The organism is Streptomyces sp. WAC07094 (assembly GCF_036320405.1).
Lineage (GTDB): Bacteria > Actinomycetota > Actinomycetes > Streptomycetales > Streptomycetaceae > Streptomyces > Streptomyces lannensis.
In genome coordinates this window covers 1562915-1580918 of record NZ_JAVMJZ010000001.1, presented here as the reverse complement: position 1 = coordinate 1580918, position 18004 = coordinate 1562915, and the positions used below count along the sequence as shown (strand labels likewise).

General features: G+C 71.5%; 17 protein-coding genes. All 17 read right to left on the bottom strand.

Annotated features, from left to right (window positions below):
- Positions 1-28 precede the first annotated feature (28 nt).
- Positions 29-793, bottom strand: coding sequence for an NAD-dependent epimerase/dehydratase family protein (locus RCR19_RS06990; RefSeq protein ID WP_331264312.1), 765 nt, complete (start codon positions 791-793; stop codon positions 29-31).
- Positions 794-838: 45 nt separating this feature from the next.
- Positions 839-2143, bottom strand: coding sequence for a lipopolysaccharide biosynthesis protein RfbH (gene rfbH / locus RCR19_RS06985; RefSeq protein ID WP_331264311.1), 1305 nt, complete (start codon positions 2141-2143; stop codon positions 839-841).
- Entirely contained in the window at positions 2140-3201 is a 1062-nt protein-coding gene (locus RCR19_RS06980; RefSeq protein WP_331264310.1) for an NAD(P)-dependent oxidoreductase, read from the bottom strand. Before RCR19_RS06980 ends, rfbH begins: the two co-directional genes overlap by 4 nt.
- Complete coding sequence (gene rfbB, locus RCR19_RS06975) at positions 3191-4174, bottom strand: dTDP-glucose 4,6-dehydratase (RefSeq protein WP_331264309.1); 984 nt, start codon at positions 4172-4174, stop codon at positions 3191-3193. The genes RCR19_RS06980 and rfbB overlap by 11 nt, the downstream gene beginning before the upstream one ends.
- On the bottom strand, positions 4171-5238 hold the full coding sequence (locus tag RCR19_RS06970; protein ID WP_331264308.1) for a glucose-1-phosphate thymidylyltransferase: 1068 nt from the start codon (positions 5236-5238) through the stop codon (positions 4171-4173). The genes rfbB and RCR19_RS06970 overlap by 4 nt, the downstream gene beginning before the upstream one ends.
- Positions 5239-5263: 25 nt before the next feature.
- Entirely contained in the window at positions 5264-6394 is a 1131-nt protein-coding gene (locus tag RCR19_RS06965; RefSeq protein ID WP_331269366.1) for a nucleotide disphospho-sugar-binding domain-containing protein, read from the bottom strand.
- Positions 6395-6396: 2 nt separating this feature from the next.
- Positions 6397-6978 carry a dTDP-4-dehydrorhamnose 3,5-epimerase family protein gene (locus RCR19_RS06960; RefSeq protein WP_331264307.1) on the bottom strand — a complete coding sequence of 194 codons (582 nt, stop codon included), beginning with the start codon at positions 6976-6978 and terminating at the stop codon, positions 6397-6399.
- Complete coding sequence (locus RCR19_RS06955) at positions 6960-8174, bottom strand: nucleotide disphospho-sugar-binding domain-containing protein (protein WP_331264306.1); 1215 nt, start codon at positions 8172-8174, stop codon at positions 6960-6962. Before RCR19_RS06955 ends, RCR19_RS06960 begins: the two co-directional genes overlap by 19 nt.
- A gap of 25 nt (positions 8175-8199) precedes the next feature.
- Positions 8200-9492, bottom strand: coding sequence for an activator-dependent family glycosyltransferase (locus RCR19_RS06950; protein WP_331264305.1), 1293 nt, complete (start codon positions 9490-9492; stop codon positions 8200-8202).
- 58 nt (positions 9493-9550) lie between these two features.
- Positions 9551-10765 carry an MFS transporter gene (locus RCR19_RS06945; RefSeq protein WP_331264304.1) on the bottom strand — a complete coding sequence of 405 codons (1215 nt, stop codon included), beginning with the start codon at positions 10763-10765 and terminating at the stop codon, positions 9551-9553.
- A 19-nt stretch (positions 10766-10784) separates the two neighbouring features.
- On the bottom strand, positions 10785-12782 hold the full coding sequence (locus tag RCR19_RS06940; protein ID WP_331264303.1) for an SDR family oxidoreductase: 1998 nt from the start codon (positions 12780-12782) through the stop codon (positions 10785-10787).
- A gap of 2 nt (positions 12783-12784) precedes the next feature.
- Complete coding sequence (locus tag RCR19_RS06935) at positions 12785-13720, bottom strand: aromatase/cyclase (protein WP_331264302.1); 936 nt, start codon at positions 13718-13720, stop codon at positions 12785-12787.
- A gap of 41 nt (positions 13721-13761) precedes the next feature.
- Positions 13762-14547, bottom strand: a complete 786-nt coding sequence (gene fabG, locus RCR19_RS06930; protein WP_331264301.1) for a 3-oxoacyl-ACP reductase FabG — start codon at positions 14545-14547, stop codon at positions 13762-13764.
- Positions 14548-14721: 174 nt separating this feature from the next.
- Positions 14722-14991: an acyl carrier protein gene (locus RCR19_RS06925; protein WP_331264300.1), complete on the bottom strand. Its 270-nt coding sequence runs from the start codon at positions 14989-14991 to the stop codon at positions 14722-14724.
- A gap of 184 nt (positions 14992-15175) precedes the next feature.
- Positions 15176-16402, bottom strand: coding sequence for a ketosynthase chain-length factor (locus RCR19_RS06920; protein WP_331264299.1), 1227 nt, complete (start codon positions 16400-16402; stop codon positions 15176-15178).
- On the bottom strand, positions 16399-17679 hold the full coding sequence (locus tag RCR19_RS06915; RefSeq protein ID WP_331264298.1) for a beta-ketoacyl-[acyl-carrier-protein] synthase family protein: 1281 nt from the start codon (positions 17677-17679) through the stop codon (positions 16399-16401). The genes RCR19_RS06920 and RCR19_RS06915 overlap by 4 nt, the downstream gene beginning before the upstream one ends.
- Positions 17676-18002 (bottom strand): TcmI family type II polyketide cyclase, encoded by a 327-nt coding sequence (locus tag RCR19_RS06910; RefSeq protein ID WP_059130313.1) that lies wholly within the window; start codon positions 18000-18002, stop codon positions 17676-17678. The genes RCR19_RS06915 and RCR19_RS06910 overlap by 4 nt, the downstream gene beginning before the upstream one ends.
- Between the last annotated feature and the right edge of the window lie 2 nt (positions 18003-18004).

Sequence of the window (18004 nt, the reverse complement as noted above, 5' to 3'; positions counted from 1 at the left end):
TGCTGGGGCGTCGCAGGGAGGCGGACGTTCAGGCGTGCGTGGACGTGCGGGACGAGACCGAGGCCGTGAAGTCGCCGAGGATCCGCCGGTAGTAGCCGGGACCGAAGCCCATCTCCGCGACCTGCGGCACGAGGGCGCGCAGTTTCTCGGTCGAGATGACGTGCTGACGGACCCCCGTGTCGACGAACTCTTGGCGCGCCTCCAGACCCAGGGCCCGCGCGAGGTGGTCGACGACGTCCTCCACCGGGACCGCGAAACCGGAGGCGACGTTGACCGTCTCGGCCCGCAGATCCATGGCGAGCAGACGGTCGATGACCGTGATGACGTCGCCGACGTCGATCAGGTCGCGGGCCGCTCCCCGGTGCACGCGGACCCTTCCTTCGCGCAACTGGCGTACCAGAGTGGGCAGTAACTGGTGCTCGGGCTGATCGGGCCCGACCAGATGGCCGAGCCGAAGGATCACGTGGGCGGCGCCGGAGTCGTGCAGCAGCTGCTCGAGGGCGAGTTTGTGCGCGCCGTAGGGGGTGCAGGGCGTCACCGGCGTGTCCTCCCGGCCGGGCCCCTCGGCGAGTCCGTACATGCCGGTCGCCGCCGTGGAGAAGAAGAGCAGTCGCCGGCCGGTGTCCTGACACCGCTCGGCGACCTCGCGCAGCAGCGCCGCCTCGCGGGCGAAGTCCTCGTCGGAGGTGCCGCTCGCCCAGGACACGCCCGCCGCCAGAGCCACGGTGTCCGGATGCCGGCCGGCCAGCGAACGCAGGTTTCGCGCCAGGAAACCGTTTCCCACAATGTCCATGTGTCGTCGTCCCGATCTCTGGAGGGGGATGAGGGCCGGTCCTGCTCAGCCGCGCGTGGCCACGAACTCCTTGATCGAGGCGGTGACGTAGTCCAGCATCTCGTCGGTGAGCGCCGGGTAGACCCCGATCCAGAAGGTGTGCTCGGTGATGACGTCGCTGTTGGCCAGTTCCCCCACGATCCGGTGCGGCTGGTCGATGTAGGCCGGGTGCCGGGTGAGGTTGCCGGCGAACAGACGGCGGGTGCCGATCCTTCGGGACTCCAGGAAGTCGACCAACTCGGCGCGGCCGAAGGGCGCCTCTGGGTCGACGGTGATCACGAACCCGAACCAGCTCGGCTCGGAACGCGGCGTTGCCTCGGGCAGCAGCAGCCCGGGAACCCCGTCCAGGCCCTCCCGCAGCCGCCGCCAGTTGCGCTGCCGGGCCTCGATGAAGGAGTCCAGCTTGGCCAGCTGCGCCAGACCGAGTGCGGCCTGGATGTCCGTGGCCTTCAGGTTGTACCCGACGTGCGAGAAGATGTACTTGTGGTCGTATCCGGCGGGCAGCGTGCCCATCTGGTACTTGAACCGCTTCATGCAACGGTCGTTCTCGCCCGGCTCGCACCAGCAGTCCCGCCCCCAGTCCCGCAGTGACTCCACGATCCTGGCCAGTGCCAGGTTGGAGGTCAGCACACACCCGCCCTCGCCCATGGTGAGGTGGTGCGCCGGGTAGAAGCTGACGGTGGTCATGTCGCCGAAGGTGCCGGTGAGTTTGCCGTCGTAGAGCGAACCGACCGCGTCGCAGTTGTCCTCGATCAGGAACAGATCGTGCTCCTGGGCGAGTTGGGCTATCTCCGCGACCTCGAAGGGGTTGCCCAGGGCGTGCGCGACGATGATGGCGCGAGTCCTGGGACCGATCGCCGCGGCCACCCGGTCGGCGGTCGCGTTGTAGGTGGTGAGGTCCACGTCCACGAAGACCGGGATCAGGCCGTTCTGCAGGATGGGGTTCACGGTGGTCGGGAAACCCGCCGCCACCGTGATGACCTCGTCGCCCGGCCGCAGCCGCCGGTCCTCCAGCGTGTGCGACGTCAGTGCAGACACCGCCAGCAGATTGGCCGACGAACCGGAGTTCGTCAGATGGGCCTTGCGGCGCTTCAGGCGGCGGGCGAAGGCCGACTCGAACTTGCGGGAGCTGGTCCCGGCGGCGATGCGCATATCCAGCGCGGCCTCCACCAGAGCCATCCGGTCGGCCTCCTCCAGGACCGCGCCGGACGGCCAGATCTCCGTCGTGCCCGGCACGAACTCACGCTCCGGGGAGACCTCCTGGTGGTACGTGCGGACCTCTTCCAGGATCCGGTCCTTGCGGTCGCTCATGGTCGTACCCCTTCCTCGGCCGGTGCGCCGGCCGTGATGCCCAGTGGTGTGCCGAGCGGCGGTCGCTCCGGCGGCAGTACGGATGCGAGAAGGTGGCGCAGGGAGTCGTCGACGCTGCGCAGCGGGCGCCAGCCGAGCAGTCGCCGGGCACGCGAGACGTCCAGGCACTGACGGGCGACATCGGTGCGCGAGGCGGGTGCCTCGGTCGCCTCGACCACCGGGATCTCCAGGCCGCTGAGCGCGATCATCCGGTCGACCAGCCCGCGCATGGGGACCGCCTCGCCGCGGCCCACATTGATCACCTGGCCGGTGACGATCCGCGCCGGTGCCGTGGCCGCGGCCAGGACCGCCGCGGCGACGTCACCGGCGTCCACCAGGTCGCGGGCCGCACGCAGGGGCGGCAGACGCAGTGCGGCGGGCTTCTCACCCCGCGCGTCGGCCCGGGCGGACGCGCCGAGGTGGCCGGCGACCCGGCCGAAGAGGCTGCCCTGCGGTACCCCGGCACCGATGACGTTGGCGAGCCGGAGCACCACCCCGTCGACGCCCCGTTCCCGTGTGCCGCGCAGCACGGCCTGCGTGCCCCGGAGTTTGGTACGGCCGTACGGCGTCACCGGGGTGGGCACATGGTCCTCGCCGGTGGCGCCGTCCGGGGCGCCCGCCCCGTACTCGTGGACGCTGCCGAGCTGGACCAGCCGCACCGGAGGGCCGGATGCGGCGGCGAGCGCCGTCACGACACGTTCGACCAGCTCGGCGTTGCCCGCGGCCATCTCCGTCCCGTCGGCCCGCCAGGCCCGGCCCGCCGCGTTGACCACCACGTCGGCCCCGACCGTGGCGAGGACCTCCGTGAGTGCCTCGGGTGCCGTCGTGAGCAGGTCCAGCCGCGTCGTCGTCACCCCGGAGTCGGTGGGCGGCACCGACTCGGTTGCCGCGGTGCGGGCGATCAGGTGCACCCGGGCGCCCTGCGCGGCGAACGCCGCGCCGAGGTGCCGGCCCAGGAACCCGGTGCCGCCCAGGACGGCGACCGAAAGCCCGGCCGTCGGCCGGTGCTCAGGCCGCACGGCTCGCCCCGTGCTTGACGGCCTTCCACCAGTCGGGGTTGTCGCGGTACCAGGCGACCGTGTCGGCGAGACCCTGTGCGAAGCTGATCCGCGGCGCGTAGCCGAGCTGTTTGCGGATCTTGGATTCGTCGATGGAGTAGCGCAGGTCGTGCGCCTTGCGGTCGGCGACCCGGCGGATCATCTCCTCGCCCGCGCCGGTCAGTTCCAGCAGTCTCTGGGTCAGGGCGAGGTTGGTGTACTCGTTTCCGCCGCCTATGTTGTAGACCTCTCCGGGCTTGCCGTCGTTGAGCACGAGGTGGATGCCGCGGCAGTGGTCGGCCACGTGCAGCCACTCGCGGACATTGCGCCCGTCGCCGTACAGCGGCACCTGGTGGCCCTCCAGGAGGTTCGTGACGAACAGCGGGATGACCTTCTCGGGGTGCTGGTAGGGCCCGTAGTTGTTGGAGCAGCGCGTGATCGAGAGGTCCACGCCGTGGGTACGCCAGTACGTCCGCGCCACCAGGTCCGAGCCCGCCTTCGAGGCGGCGTACGGGGAGTTGGGCGCCAGCGGCCACTCCTCCGTCCAGGAACCCTCCTCGATCGAGCCGTACACCTCGTCCGTGGAGACGTGCACGACCCGCTCGATCCCGCTCTCCAGCACGGCGTCCAGCAGGGTCTGGGTGCCGAGGACGTTCGTCCGGAAGAACTCGCCGGCGCCCTCCAGGGAGCGGTCGACGTGGGACTCGGCGGCGAAGTGGACCACGGCGTCATGGCCGGGCAGCAGTTCACGCAGCAGACCGCGGTCGCAGACGTCGCCCCGGACGAACACCAGCCGCTCGTGCGCGGCGGGCAGGTTCTCCCTGTTTCCCGCGTAGGTCAGCTTGTCCAGTGCGGTGACCTGGGCGCCCTCCCAGCCGCTGTACTCGTCGGCGAGCAGGCTGCGCACGAAGTGCGAGCCGATGAAGCCTGCCGCTCCGGTGACCAGGATCCTCATGCCGCGACCTCCACTCGGGTGTGATCTCCGACGACCAGGCAGTGATGGTCGGTGCCCCGGCCCGTGGTGCCCACGGACGCGGCGCGCCCGATCAGCGAGTTGCGCAGGCCGCGGACCCCGGTGACCGATGCCTCGTCGAGGGCGATGGAGCGCTCCAGCCGGCTGTCCGTCACCAGGCAGTTCCGCCCGATGGAGGTGTGCGGGCCCACGTGGCTGTCCTGCAGCACCGTGCCCGCGCCGATGATCGCCGGGCCCTCGACCCGGGAGCGGACGACGCGCGCGCCCGCCTCGACCACGACGCGGCCGACCAGCACGCTGCCGGGGTCGACGCGTCCCTCGACGCGCCGGGTCAGGCCGTCCAGGAGGTGGCTGTTGCACTCCAGGACGTCCTCGACCCTTCCGGTGTCCTTCCAGTAGCCGTCGTAGCGCCCGGCGCGCACGTCCGCCCCGGAGGAGACCAGCCACTGGATCGCGTCGGTGATCTCCAGTTCGCCACGGGCGCTGGGTTCGATCGAGGCCACCGCCTCGTGGATGGCCGCGGTGAAGAAGTACACGCCGATCAGGGCCAGGTCGCTGCGCGGCTGCCGAGGCTTCTCCACCAGACGCAGCACCTCGCCGTCCGGGCCGAGTTCGGCGACGCCGAACGCGCGCGGGTCGGCCACCTTGTGGACGACGACCTGCGCGGCCGGCCGGTACCGGGCGAACTCCTCGGCGCTCGAATCCACGCCGTCGGGCAGCATGTTGTCGCCCAGGTACATCACGAAGTCGTCGTCGCCGAGGAAGTCGCGGGCGATGACCACGGTGTGGGCCAGTCCGCGCGGCGCGTCCTGCGGGATGTAGGTGATGTGCACGCCGAACCGGGCACCGTCACCGAGCACCGCCTCGATCTCGGGGCCGCGGCTGCCGACGACGACGCCGACCTCGCTCACCCCCAGATCCCGAACGGAGTTCAGCACATGCACCAGGACGGGCGTGTTGGCGATGGGGATGAGTTGTTTGGGCATCGAATAGCTGAAAGGCCGCAGCCGGGTACCGGACCCGCCTGCGAGCACCAGAGCCTTCATCGAGAGGTCCTCTCGGTTCGTGTGTTCACGCCAGTCGGCCGAGCGCGGCGACCACGCTCGCGGGTGAGGGCATGCCGGCGATCTCGCGGGCCAGTTCACGGGCCCGCTCGCCGTATCCGCCCTTGGACAGCAGCTCCTGACAGGAGTCCGCGACGGCGTCGGCCGAGTCCTCGCCGGGCAGCAGCGTGATCGCGGCCCCGAAGTCGGCGACGCGGCGGGCCGGCTTCTCGAGCACGGCCCCCTTGGGGATGAGCAGTTGGGGCACCCCGGCGTTCAGCCCGGTCAGGGTGCTGACCCCGCCGGCGTGGTGGACGAGCAGATCGCACGTCGGCGCGACGAGATCGAGGGGCACCCAGCCGGCCCGGACGCCGGGCAGATCCTCGCGCACGGCGTCGGCGACCTGGTCGGGTGCGGCGACGATCAGCTCGACGTCCCAGGACGCGACGTCCTTCGCGAGGCCGCGCAGGAAGTCGAAGTTCTTGTCGTAGCTCTCCCTGGCGACCCGGCTCCCCGAGGTCACGAGGATCCTGCGGCGCTCGCCCCGCTCGAACATCCAGGATTCCAGGCGCCGTTGGGCGTTCGCCGGGATGTAGCGCAACGCCTGTGCCCCGGCCGTGCCCGCCGGGCGCAGGCTGGGCGGGCAGATGTCGACGAACAGGTCGGGGTCGGGCAGTCGGTCGAGTCCGAACTCACCGAGTTCCGGCCGGAGTTCGGCGTCGGCGCCGGGATGGATGCCGTCGGCCTCGATGGCGTCCCAGGCCTGCCGTACATGCGGCACTCCCAGATGCAGTGCCAGCAGCGGAGCGACATAGCTCATCGTGCCGCCGACGATCACGTCGGGTCGCCAGGCCAGGCCGAACTCGCGCATCCGCGGCAGGCTCGAGGCGGCCATGCGCGCGAACCAGCGCCCGGTGAACAGCGCCTGCTCCAGCGGGTCGGAGGGGATCGACTCGGGGTTGCCGGCCCGGTCCGTGGTGATGAAGTGCCGGATCGGCAGATCGGTGGTCGCGACCCCCGGCAGGCCCGAGGCGGTGATGTACGGGACCATGTCGTCGTTCGCGGCCATGACGACCTGATGGCCCGCGTTGCGGGCGGCGGTGGCCAGCGGGGCGAGGGCGAACACGGTCGCCGGACTGCCCGCGGCGACGAACAGCATCTTCACGGTGTGCCTGCCTTGTCGAATCGGGGCAGCATGCCTGCCCTTACGGCCTCGGCCACGGTGGGCGCCTTGGCGTCCTTGTCCGAGATGAGAGGGGGCTGCGGGCAGTCCCAGGGCAGATCGAGATCCGGGTCCAGAGGATTGATGTCGATCTGCGTGCCCGGCACGTACGTGGTGGAGACGACGTAGCAGATGCAGGCGTCGTCGCTGAGTGCGAGGAAACCGTGGCCGACACCCTCGGGCACGTAGACGGACCTGCCGGAGTCCGCGTCCAGCACATTGACCCGGTGCTCGCCGAAGGTCGGGGAGCCGATCCTCAGGTCCACGACGATGTCGCGCAGCGAGCCGCGTACACAGGTGACGTACTTTGCCTGCCCCGGCGGAATGCGCACGCTGTGGATCCCGCGCAGCGTATGGCGCTTCGACACGGAGTAGTTGATCTGCCGCGGACCGAAGGGGACGCCGGTGGCGCCCTCCAGCGCGTCACTGCGCATCGCCTCGTAGAACGTCCCGCGCTCGTCCGGGATCTGGGCGGGCGTTATCAAGTAGGCCCCGGGGATGTTCAGTTCCTCGATCCGCACTGTGTGCTCGCCTCTCTCGGTCGTCCGGCCGCACGGGCCAGGTCCGCCAGGTCGGCGGCCACGGTGGACGGGGGCGGCATCGCGGCCGTCTCCGCGGCCAGCCCCCGCGCCGACGCGGCGTACCGGGGGTCGGACAGCAGATCGTCCAGGGCCTCGCCGACGATCCGCGGGTCGTCCTGCTGGGCCGCCCTGTCGAAGGAGAGCCCCGCCCCGGTCGCGGCGAGCCGGTCGCCCAGCGGGAAGTGGTCCGCCAGCTGGGGCAGCACCAGCTGCGGCAGCCCGAACGCCGTGGCGGTCATCGCCGTACCGGCACCGCCGTGGTGCACCATGGCGTCACAGGTGCCGAGGAAGAGGTGCAGGGGCAGCGGATCGACCGCCGTCACGCGATCGGGCAGCGGCCCGATCGCGGTGCGGTACGGCTCGGGCAGTGTCACCACGATCTCAGTGCCGGGTCGCGCGGCGAGAGTGTGCAGCAGATCGCGGGTGAAGCGCTCGCCGTGCAGGGCAAGGGTGTTGCCCAGCGACACGGCGACCCGGCGCCGCCCGGCCCCGGGGCCGCGGTCCGCGCGCACCCAGGCCGGCACCTCGCCGCCCCCGCTGTACGGCACGTACCGGACCGGCACGCCCGGCTCGCCGTCCGGTATCCGCAGCGACGGCGGGCACGGGTCGAGCAGCACGGCCGGATCGGGCAGCCCGGGCAGGCCGAGTCTGTCGCACAGCTCCTGCAGGTCGGGGCGGACGAAGCGCCGGGCGGGGCCGGAGATGGCGTCCACCGTCCAGCGGTGGTGGACCACCGGCACCCCCAGCCGCGCTCCGATGATCAGCGAGCAGTACTCCAGCGGGTCCGCGAGGATCAGCTCCGGGCGGTACTCCTCGGCCACGCCGGCGTAGCGGTCGAGCAGCGAGGTGGCATGGGCCCCCCACAACCTGCCGTAGCCGCCGATCAGTTCGGGTTCGGGCCGGGGCCTTGCCTGCAATGGCCGCCGGTCCTCGGGCAGCCCCTTCAGCAGCATCGCGTTCACATCGAACGACTCGCCGATCCGGATGCCGGTGAGCCCGCCGGCCCGGACGGCGCCGAGCACATCGGGCTGGCCGAGGACGGTCACCTCGTGTCCGGCGGCACGCAGCGCCCACAGCAGTGGCACCAGGGGGAGGAAGTGGGTCGGTACAGGGGTGGAGATCACCAGTACGCGCATCTGACGGGCAGTCCTCTCGGGGCGGTCAGCGGCGCTCGGCGGTCAGTCGCTCCAGCAGCGGAACGACGTCCTTCGGCGCGGGCGCGGCGAGCATCTCGTCGTGCAGTGCGCGCGCGCCCAGCTGGAACGACGGTTCTTCAAGGAGCCGTACGAGTTGCTTGTGCAGCCCCGCGACCTCCAGCGCGTCGGGGTCGGCGACCAGGCCCGCGCCCATGTCGGCCACATAGCGGCCCGTGACCATCTCGTCCCACATGACCAGCGGCATCACCAGCTGAGGCACCCGGAAGGCGACGGCGGAGGCGAAGGTGCCGCCGCCACCGTGATGGATGATCGCGGAGCTGGTGGGCAGGACCTGGTTGAGCGGGACGTACTCGACGGCGCGCACATTGCCGGGGAGCGTGCCGACCGTGTCGAGCTGGCGGCTGTTGAGCGTGGCGACGACCTCGATGTCCAGGGCGGACACCGAGTCGAAGAACTCCCGCATCGGGAAACCGCTGTACTTGCCGAAGATCTTGCGTCGGCTGACGCCCAGGGACAGCACCACGCGGGGCCGCTGCGGAGGTGTGTGCAGCCAGCCGGGCAGCACGGCCGAGCCGGTGTACGGGACCCGGCGCACCGGGACGTGCGTGAGATCGAGCGGCGCGCGCATCCGGGACTGGGTCAGATCGAGCGTCCACTGACCCAGCAGCATCTCGTCGCCGAACTCGAGCCCGTACCGCTCCAGCATGGGGCCGAGCCAGCTCAGCCATGGGTGTTCGGTCAACTCCGCCGCGGGGTCGGCCAGTTCCCTCTTCGTGCGCTCGTGGATCACCGCGATGTTGTCCATGCCCCAGACCAGTCGGGCGTGCGCGGCACCGCTGACCCGTGCGCCGATGGGCGCGGGGAACATCAGCGGGTCCCACAGCACCAGGTCCGGGCGCCACACGCGGGCGAAGTCGACCAGGTTGTCCAGCACCGGCCTTCGGGCACCCGCCTCGTCGGGCTCCGGGTAGTGCAGCCGGAACATGCCCGTGAGGATGGAACGCGCCGTACGCCAGGAACCCGTGTCCTCCGCTTCGTGGGCGTCGAAGCCGAGCGAGGGCCGGTCGGGCTTGGCGTCGCCGGTGTGCGGTCCGAGCGCGGCCGGAAGTTCCTCCGGCGTGCCGAGCGGTACGGCCGTGAGGCCCGCCGCGGCGATGTTGTCGATCACTCCCGGGTCCACCACGCCCGCGTGGCTCGCCACGACGACCTCGTGCCCGGCGCTCTGCAGCGCCCAGGCAAGCGGCACGACCGGATACAGGTGTGCCGTCGCCGGAAAGATGGTGAACAGGACACGCATCGTTGATCTCCGTTCGCGTTCGTCCGCGTAGGTGGATTGAGGGCCGGGTGCGGTGGTGTCAGACGACTGCTCCGGGGCCGTCGCGGCGGCGGGACGTGCTTGCGATCAGGGCTCCCGCAGCGGACAGCGCGGTGAGGACCAGCAGCGCCGCGCGGTATCCGACGGCCGCGGTGGCGGCCACGGCCGGCAGGGTCACGACGGGGCCGAGCTGCACGGCCGTCTGGTAGACCGGCACCGCGGCGCCGCGGTGCCCGGCCGCGATCCCGGACGTGGCCTGCAGATTGAGGGCCGCGAAGGACAGCACGAAGGCGGCCTCCACGCACAGCAGCACGGGCAGCACCCCGGAGGCGTACGCCGACGGCGGTCCCGTCAGGAGCGCGGTCGCACAGCCCGCAAGCGCGGCGCAGCCGCCGGCCGCGATCAGTCGTTCGGTGCCGAAGCGCGCCACCAACCGTCCGCTGAACGGCAGGGCGACCGCCAGTGGCACACAGGCGGGCAGGAAGGCGACCGCCGTACGCCAGGAGCTCCACCCCCACCGGTCGTGCAGCCAGTGGGTGAGAAGAAGCAGCAGGCCCAGATACGTGCCGTTGAGCGTTGCCGCGCACACCGCCGACCGCACGAACGGGGCGTTGCGTGCGAGCCGTGCCAGGGTCACCCGGAGCGGTACGGCGGGCGCGGGCGCGGTGTCGCGAGGGATGAGACGAAAGCCGGCCACCAGCAGAAGCAGGGCGACCGGCGCCGGGAACACCGGGTTCCAGCGCCAGCTCAGCTCGGTGAGCGCCCCCGAGGACAGCAGCCCCGCCGTGAATCCGGCGGCGCCGAACAGCGAGTACACCGACACCGCCCGGCGCTGTTCGGGTCCCGGCCGGAACGTGGAGCCGATGATGGCGAGCCCGGTGGGGGCGGTGAGCGCGGCGCACATGCCCTTCACCACCCGGGTGGCGACCAGTACGGCCCCCTGGCCGGTCAGCCCGCCGGCCACCGAGGCGGCGATGAACACCGGCAGCGCGGCGAGATACACGCGCCGCCGGCCCCAGCGGGACACCAGGCGCGGACCGAGGAGCAGCAGCGCCGCGAACCCGGCGGCGAACCCGCTCATCACCCACTGGCCGGCGGCCGCCGGCCAACCGAGGTCCCGCTCCACGGCCGGCAGCGCGACCAGGACGACGGAGACCTCGAGGGCGTCGATGAGCATGTTCCCGGCGAGGACGAACAGCAGGGCCCGCTGTCCGGCACCGAACCCTGACGCGGGGCGGGAGGAGAGCGTCGTCATGTGCTCGGCCGCCGCCCGCTCAGCCGCCGAGCAGGGTGCCGCCGCTGGCGTCCAGGTAGGAGCCGGTGATCCAGCGGGAGTCGTCGCTCGCGAGGAAGGCCACCACGTCGGCGATGTCCCGGGCCTCGCCGACCCGGTTGAACACCGAGTAGCCCGCCATGGCGGCCACCGCCTGCGGGTCGTCGAAGACCGGTGTGCCGTTGTCGGTGATTCCGGGACCCACGCTGTTCACGGTGATGCCGCGCGGGCCGAGGTGCTTGGCGAAGTGCAGGGTGAGTTGGTCGATGGCGCCCTTGGTCATCGCGTACGCCACCTCCTGCGGATTGGCGACCCGGGTCAGTCCCGAGGAGATGTTGATGATCCGTCCGCCGTCGGGAAGGTTGTCGAGCGCACGCTGCACGAGGAAGTAGGGCGCCTTCGCGTTGACGGCGAAGAGCCGGTCGAACTTCTCGGGTGTCAGGTCCTCGGGGTTCACCCCGCCCATGACCCCGGCGTTGTTCACCAGGATGTCCAGCGTGGTGGTGCCGGTGCGCACCTTCAACTCCCGCTCCAGGGCCAGGAAGAGCTTGTGCACGTCGCCGGACACCCCGAGTTCGGCCGACACCGGGAAGGCCCGGCCGCCGTCCTTCTCGATCGCGGCGACGGTGTCCCCGGCGGCCTCCCCGTTGCTGGAGCAGTGCACCGCGACGAGCGCTCCTTCTCGGGCCAGGCGGAGGGCCGTGGCCCGCCCGATGCCCCTGCTGGAGCCGGTGACGAGCGCGGTCTTCCCGGTGAGCTTGCCCATGGTGATCCTCCTGGTCGTGGTGTGCTGACGAGTCGGTGCGGCGCCGTCGGACGGGGGCGGTGCGGCCGGGGCGTGCGGCCGGACCGCGACGGGGCCGCCGCCTTCGAGCCCGCTGATCGTCGCGGCGAGTGCGCGCCGGGCGGCCGGGATGTCCAGCAGCTCCCGGAACACCGCGCGCAGGGCGTCCGTCTCGGGGCCGCCGAACAGCAGTTGGGCCTGCGCCTCGATGTGGGTGAGCGTGCGTGCGCCCGCCGGGTGGCGGACCGCGTGATAGGTGTCGAGCAGGTCGGCGCCCGACCGGCCGGCCAGGTACGCGGCGAGTTTCCCGCCGAGGTCCATCGCGTCCTGCAGACCGAGGTTGAGCGCCTGGCCACCGACCGGCAGCTGGACGTGCGCGGCGTCCCCGGCCAGGAACATCCGGCCCTTGCGGTAACAGGCGGCCTGCCGCCGGGCGTTGTGGAAGGCGTTGACCCAGACCGGCCGGGCGGCGCTGATGTCCTCTCCGGTGACACGGGCCCATACGGCGCAGATCTCCGCGAAGGCGGGCGTCCGGGTCGTCCCCGGGACCCGGCCGAAGGCGTGCACCATGATGCGGGTGATGCCGTCCGGTCCGCGGCGGGCGTTGGCCACCCCCTCCGGGTGCCGCTCGAAGCGCCGCTCGCGCAGATCGATGCCCGCGAGGTCGGCGCGCAGCAGTTCCTTGGTCGCACCCGTTCCCGGGAAGTCGAAGCCGCCCAGCCGGCGCACGGCGCTCTCCTCGCCGTCGCAGCCGACGACGTACGCGGCGTCGAGACGCGGGCGCTCCGCGTCCGGCCCGTCGGCGAGGACACGGACCCGATCGGGTTCCTCGACGAGGCCGGTCACCGTGTGACCGCGCAGCACCTCGACGCCGAGCTCCGTGGCCCATGCGGCCAGGACGGCCTCGATCCGGGTCTGCGGGGCCTTCCATTGTCCGGCGTACGGGCTGTCGCCGGCCTCGCGCAGGTCGAGGCGCATGCCACCGAAGTGGCCGGGACCGGCGTCGGGCAACTGGCCGAACCGCTCCAGCAGGCCTCGCTCGTCGAGGAGTTCCATCGTGCGGGCGTGCAGGATCGACGCCCGCGACTCGGTGGTGGGCGCCGTGAGCCGTTCCAGTACGGTCACCCGTGCACCGCCGGTGCGCAGCTCTCCGGCGAGCATCAGACCGACGGGTCCGGCGCCGACCACGATCACATCGGTGTCCGGTCCGGCCATGGTCAGCGCTTGTTCTCGGCGTAGTCCCTGGCGTGGCCCAGCGTGGCCCGGCTGTTGGTGCCCAGCGCGCCGCGGACGTACTCCCGGGCGTCGGCGACGGTCGCGTCGGGGCCGAGGACACGCGCGATGTTCTCCGTGTTCAGGACCACGGTGTGCTGTGAGGTGGCGGCGACACCGCCGTCGTTCTCGGTGAACGTCCAGCGGCCGGTGTGCAGCGTCATCAGCGCGGGCAGCGTGACCTGCTTGTACACGATCCTGTGGTGGGGGAAGGTCACTCGGTACGACTTCGTGGTGTGTGTCGAGCCGTCCTTGGCGCGGGTGTCCATCTCCAGGGTCTGCAGTCCCGGGGTGTCCTCCGAGAAGCGTACGGAGGCCACGTGCGGCAACCGCTCCACCCACAGCCCGGCCTCGTTGACGAAGTCGTAGGCATCCTTGGCCGAACCGGCGATCTGCACGGTGTCCTCGAAGGAGAACGTGACCTCCTCGGCGGCGTGGGCCAGTTCGACGTTGGTCTTCAGGGCGGCCAGCTCCGCACGGGAGTTGCGGTCCACGGCCTCGTCGATCCACTTCAGGCCCGCCGGATCGTCGTCCACGGCCCGGTAGTCGTGCAGCAGCCGGATCCGGGCGGAGCCGCCGGAGAGCGGTTCGATGATCCAGGTGCCGCCCATGGCGGCCACAGGCGGGGTGGAGACCTCCTGGCGGAAGGTGATCCGCAGGTTCGCCGGGTCCAGGGTGCGCCGCGAGGACCAGGTCTTCGCCTCATCGTTGGCGGTGGCCCAGATCCGGATGCGCTCTTCACCCGCCCCCCGCTCCACGTGGTCGACGTAGAGGGTGGGCGGGAAGATCCGGGGCCAGTTCTCCACCTCGGCGATCAACCGGTAGACGGCGGCTGCCGGGGCCTCGACGATGATGTCGTGTTCGACCTGACGGGTCGTCATGACGTGCTCTCCTCGTGTCGTCGAAAGTGCTGGGCGAGGTCTCAGAAGTTGCCCAGGCCGCCACAGACGTTCAGCGCCTGGGAGGTGATGGAGGCGGCGCTGTCGGAGGCCAGATAGCCGACCAGGCCCGCGACCTCCTCGGGGGTCGAGTAGCGGCCGAGCGGGATCTTCGCCTGGAACTTCTCGAGGATCGCGTCCTCCGTGGTGTCGTAGGCGGCCGCGTAGCCCTGGCGGACGCGCTGCGCCATCGGGGTCTCGACATAGCCCGGGCAGACCGCGTTGACGGTGATGCCGGTGGGCGCCAGCTCGTTGCCGAGCGCCTTGGTGAAGCCAACGACACCGTGCTTGGACGCCGAGTAGGGGGCGCCGAGCACCACACCCTGCTTGCCCGCGGTGGAGGCGATGTTGATGATCCGGCCGCGGTCCTTCCCGCGCATGCCGCCCGTGGTGAGCACTTCGCGTGTCATCAGGAAGACGCTGTTGAGGTTCGTGTCGATGACGTCGTACCAGAGGTCGTCGGTGATGTCGGCGGTGACCCCGCCGCCCGACCGGCCGGCGTTGTTGACCAGCACGTCGATCGTGCCGAAGCGGTCGACCGCCTGTCGCACGAACCGCCCCACGTCGTCCCGGGAGCGAACGTCGCAGGGGGCGCCGTCGACCTCCAGCCCCTCGTCGAGGAGCTCCTTGACCGTCCGGGTCACGCCGTCCTCGGTGCGGGCGCACAGGAACACCCGGTGGCCCCGGCCGGCCAGCAGCCTGGTCACCTCCAGGCCGATACCGCTGGTCGCACCCGTGACAACGGCGACCTTCGGGCTCTGCTGCGTCATGTCTGTCTCCTGGATGTGTCGGTGGCGGCTGACAGGCCGCTGCCGCCGGGCCCGACGGGCGCACGGCGGCAGCGGTGGGAGGGGAGTGAGGGGAGGGGGGAAGCGCGCCGCCGGTTCCCGCCGGGGGCATCGACGGTGGCCGGCGGGAACCGGCGGGCGCCGTCCGGGCCGGGCTCAGCCGATCTCGGCGGGCACCAGCAGAGCGTTGACGGCCTCGACGAGCGCACGCGGCGTCCTGGCCTCGGTCAGCGTGTCGTCGTCCAGGGTGACGCGGAACTCGCGCTCGATCCGGCTGCCGGTCTCCAGCATGGCCAGGGACTCGTAGCCCAGCGACTCGAAGTCGGTGTCGGTGATGTCGCCGTCGAGGTCGACACCTTCGTCCGCACCGGCTCCCTCGCGCAGGATGCGCTTGAGGTCGTCGAGGGTGAACTCATGGGCGGGCATGGTGGCTGTCCTTTCGTCGCTGTTGTGGGGAGGCGGTCACGCCCGGCCCTGCGCATGCCGTCGTGAGCCTGCGGGCCGGGGCCCGCGCAGGCCGGTGCGATGCTCCGCCCCGTGAGGGCGCGGCAACGGCGCGACCGGCCGGGGACCGTCCGCGGGGCTCGGGGCGGCACGGCCCGTGGAGCGCCTACTCCACGGCTCGCACCACGGTCGCGGAGTTGAATCCGCCGTGGCCCCGGGCGATCACCAGGGCGGACCGCACCGGGGCGGTCCGTTCGTGGCCGACGACCAGGTCGAGGGCGTGGCCGGGGGAGGGGGTGATGCCGATGGACGGCGGGATCACGCCGTCCCGCATGGCGAGGAACGCCGCCGCCAGATCCAGGGGCGCGCCTCCCGAGTAGAGCCGCCCGGTCATCGTCTTGGGCACCGTGACCGGCACCGCCCGCTCGCCGAACACCCCATTGATCGCCTCGGCCTCGATCCGGTCAAGCTCCAAGATCGCCGCCCCGTCGGCGAACACCACGTCGATGTCGCGGGGCAGTGCCCCGGCGTCGGCGAGCGCCAGCTCGATCGCCTTGCGCAGGCCGGGCGGACGCCCGCTGCCGGGACGGGGGTCGAGCGTGGCGCCGTACCCGGCGATCTCGCCGTAGATCTGCTCGGCGCCCCGGGCCCGCGCCTGCCCCAACTCCTCCAGCACGAGCAGGGCGCCGCCCTCGCCCGGCACATGTCCGTGCGCGGATCCGTCGAAGGGAAGGTAGGCGCGCTCCGGGTCGTGCGTGGTGCTCAGCCGGTTGCTCGCCATCTGCGCGACCCAGCCCCATGGGCAGATCGAGGCGTCGACGGCGCCCGACATCACCAACCGGGTGCCCTTGCGGATCTGCCGCCGTGCCTGGGCGACGGCGTCGAGCCCGCCCGCCTGGTCGCTGACCACCACGCCGCTCGGGCCGCGCATGCCGTTGCGGATGGAGATCTGGCCGCTGTTGACGGCGTAGAACCAGGCGAAGGACTGGTACGCACTGACGTACCGGCCGCCCTTGCTCCACAGAGCCTGAAGCTCTCGCTGGCCGAACTCGAAGCCGCCCGAGGAGCTCGCCGTGATCACACCCATCTCGAACTCGGGCAGCTCCGAGGGGCGCACGGCGGCGTCCCGGAACGCCCAGTCGGCGGCCACCAGGGCCAGTTGGGTCATCCGGTCGGTCTGCGGCAGGAGCCGGCCGGGCAGATGCTCCTCCGCGGTGAACCCGTCGATCTCCCCGGCCAGTCGGGCCGGGTAACGGTCGGGCACGAAGCGCGAGATCCGTCCGATGCCGCTGGTCCCCTTGCGGGTCGCGGCCCAGTAGGCCTCCGCGCCCAGGCCGTTGGGCGCGACCACGCCCAGCCCGGTGACGGCGACCCGGACACCTGACTCGCTCATGCGTCCCTCCGATCGGGACGGGCGAGCACCATGGCGCTCTGGAACCCGCCGAAGCCACTGCCCACCGAAAGCACCGCGTCCGTTCGCCAGTCCCGGGCGGTGAGCGGCACATAGTCGAGGTCGCATTCGGGGTCCGCCGTGTGCAGGTTGGCGGTGGGGGGCACGACGCCGTGCTCCATCGCCAGCGCGCTGGCCGCGATCTCGATCGAACCGATGGCGCCGAGCGAGTGGCCGACCATCGACTTGATGGAGCTGACGGGCACGCCGTAGGCGTGCTCGCCGAGGCTGCGCTTGAACGCTGCGGTCTCGTGCCGGTCGTTCTGTTTGGTGCCCGAGCCGTGCGCGTTGACGTAGTCGACGGCTTCGGGTCCGAGGCGGGCCTCGTCCAGGGCGATCCTGATGGCCTCGGCCATCTCGCGTCCGTCCGGGCGCAGGCCCGTCATATGGAAGGCGTTGCTGCGCGTGGCGTACCCGGCGACCTCCGCGTACACATGGGCGCCGCGCCTGCGTGCGCTGTCCAGTTCCTCCAGCACGAACACGGCCGAGCCCTCACCCAGTACAAAGCCGTTGCGGGTCCCGTCGAAGGGTCGCGAGGCGTTCTCCGGGTCGTCGTTGCGCGGGGTGGTCGCCTTGATCGCGTCGAAGCAGGCCACGGTGATGGGGGAGATCGGGGCGTCTGCCGCCCCGGCCACCATGACGTCGGCCGATCCCTCCCGGATCAGTTCGGTGGCGTAACCCACGGCGTCCAGACCGGAGGTGCAGCCGGTGGACACCACGGTGGTCGGCCCCTCGGCGCCCACCGCCCAGGCCACCTCGGCGGCGAAGGAGCTGGGTACAAGGTAGTTGTAGAGGTGGGGGACCGCGTACTCGTGGTCGACGAGGTCGAGCCGGCCGCTGTCGCTGACGGTGCGGTACTCCTGGTCGAGCCCCATCGTCGCGCCGACGGCGCTGCCGATGGTCACGCCGGTGCGGTGCGGATCGAGGGAGTGGAGATCCAGGCCGCTGTCCTCGACCGCCTCGCGCGCGGTGACCACCGCGAACTGCGCGGCCCGGTCCATCCGGCGTATCTCCTGGGCGCCCAGGCCCAGCAGTTCGGCGTCGAAGTCGACCTCGGCGGCGATCTGCGAGCGGAACGGGGACGGATCGAAGAAGCTGATGCGCCGGGTGGCGGTACGGCCGTCGGACAGCAGGCTCCAGAAGTTCTTGACGCCCACCCCGCCGGGTGCGGTGACCCCGATCCCGGTGATCACGACCCGCCTTGCATACGGGCCGCTCACCGTGCGCTCCAGTGGTAGAAGCGCTGTGCCATCGCGTCGGCGGGGGAGCGCCAGGTGGCGGGGTCGTAGGCGGTGATGAACGGCTTGAGGTCCTCGCTGATGCCGATGAACCGGGGGTCCGTCTTCGCGGCCTCGATCCGCTCGCCGCCGTCCTCGGTCTCGAAGTCCTGCAGATGGAAGTAGAGGCCGCGGTACCTGAAGAGCTGCCGACGCCGGGTGCCCATCAGATGTGGCATCTCCGTGCCGTCGAACTCGCCGAAGAGGCCCGCCACTTCGTCTGCGGTGTGGGGTTCCATCCGCGCCACGATCAGGGTGCTGTGCATGT

Excerpts from the sequence above, each read along its gene's own strand:
- RCR19_RS06965 (WP_331269366.1), bottom strand. The coding sequence starts at position 6,394 with ATGCTGTTCGTCGCCGCGGGCAGTCCGGCGACCGTGTTCGCCCTCGCC.
- RCR19_RS06925 (WP_331264300.1), bottom strand. The coding sequence starts at position 14,991 with ATGCCCGCCCATGAGTTCACCCTCGACGACCTCAAGCGCATCCTGCGC.
- rfbH (WP_331264311.1), bottom strand. The coding sequence starts at position 2,143 with ATGAGCGACCGCAAGGACCGGATCCTGGAAGAGGTCCGCACGTACCAC.
- RCR19_RS06920 (WP_331264299.1), bottom strand. The coding sequence starts at position 16,402 with ATGAGCGAGTCAGGTGTCCGGGTCGCCGTCACCGGGCTGGGCGTGGTC.
- RCR19_RS06935 (WP_331264302.1), bottom strand. The coding sequence starts at position 13,720 with ATGACGACCCGTCAGGTCGAACACGACATCATCGTCGAGGCCCCGGCA.
- rfbB (WP_331264309.1), bottom strand. The coding sequence starts at position 4,174 with ATGAGGATCCTGGTCACCGGAGCGGCAGGCTTCATCGGCTCGCACTTC.
- RCR19_RS06950 (WP_331264305.1), bottom strand. The coding sequence starts at position 9,492 with ATGCGTGTCCTGTTCACCATCTTTCCGGCGACGGCACACCTGTATCCG.
- RCR19_RS06970 (WP_331264308.1), bottom strand. The coding sequence starts at position 5,238 with ATGAAGGCTCTGGTGCTCGCAGGCGGGTCCGGTACCCGGCTGCGGCCT.
- fabG (WP_331264301.1), bottom strand. The coding sequence starts at position 14,547 with ATGACGCAGCAGAGCCCGAAGGTCGCCGTTGTCACGGGTGCGACCAGC.
- RCR19_RS06940 (WP_331264303.1), bottom strand. The coding sequence starts at position 12,782 with ATGGCCGGACCGGACACCGATGTGATCGTGGTCGGCGCCGGACCCGTC.
- RCR19_RS06990 (WP_331264312.1), bottom strand. The coding sequence starts at position 793 with ATGGACATTGTGGGAAACGGTTTCCTGGCGCGAAACCTGCGTTCGCTG.
- RCR19_RS06945 (WP_331264304.1), bottom strand. The coding sequence starts at position 10,765 with ATGACGACGCTCTCCTCCCGCCCCGCGTCAGGGTTCGGTGCCGGACAG.
- RCR19_RS06955 (WP_331264306.1), bottom strand. The coding sequence starts at position 8,174 with ATGCGCGTACTGGTGATCTCCACCCCTGTACCGACCCACTTCCTCCCC.
- RCR19_RS06910 (WP_059130313.1), bottom strand. The coding sequence starts at position 18,002 with ATGCACAGCACCCTGATCGTGGCGCGGATGGAACCCCACACCGCAGAC.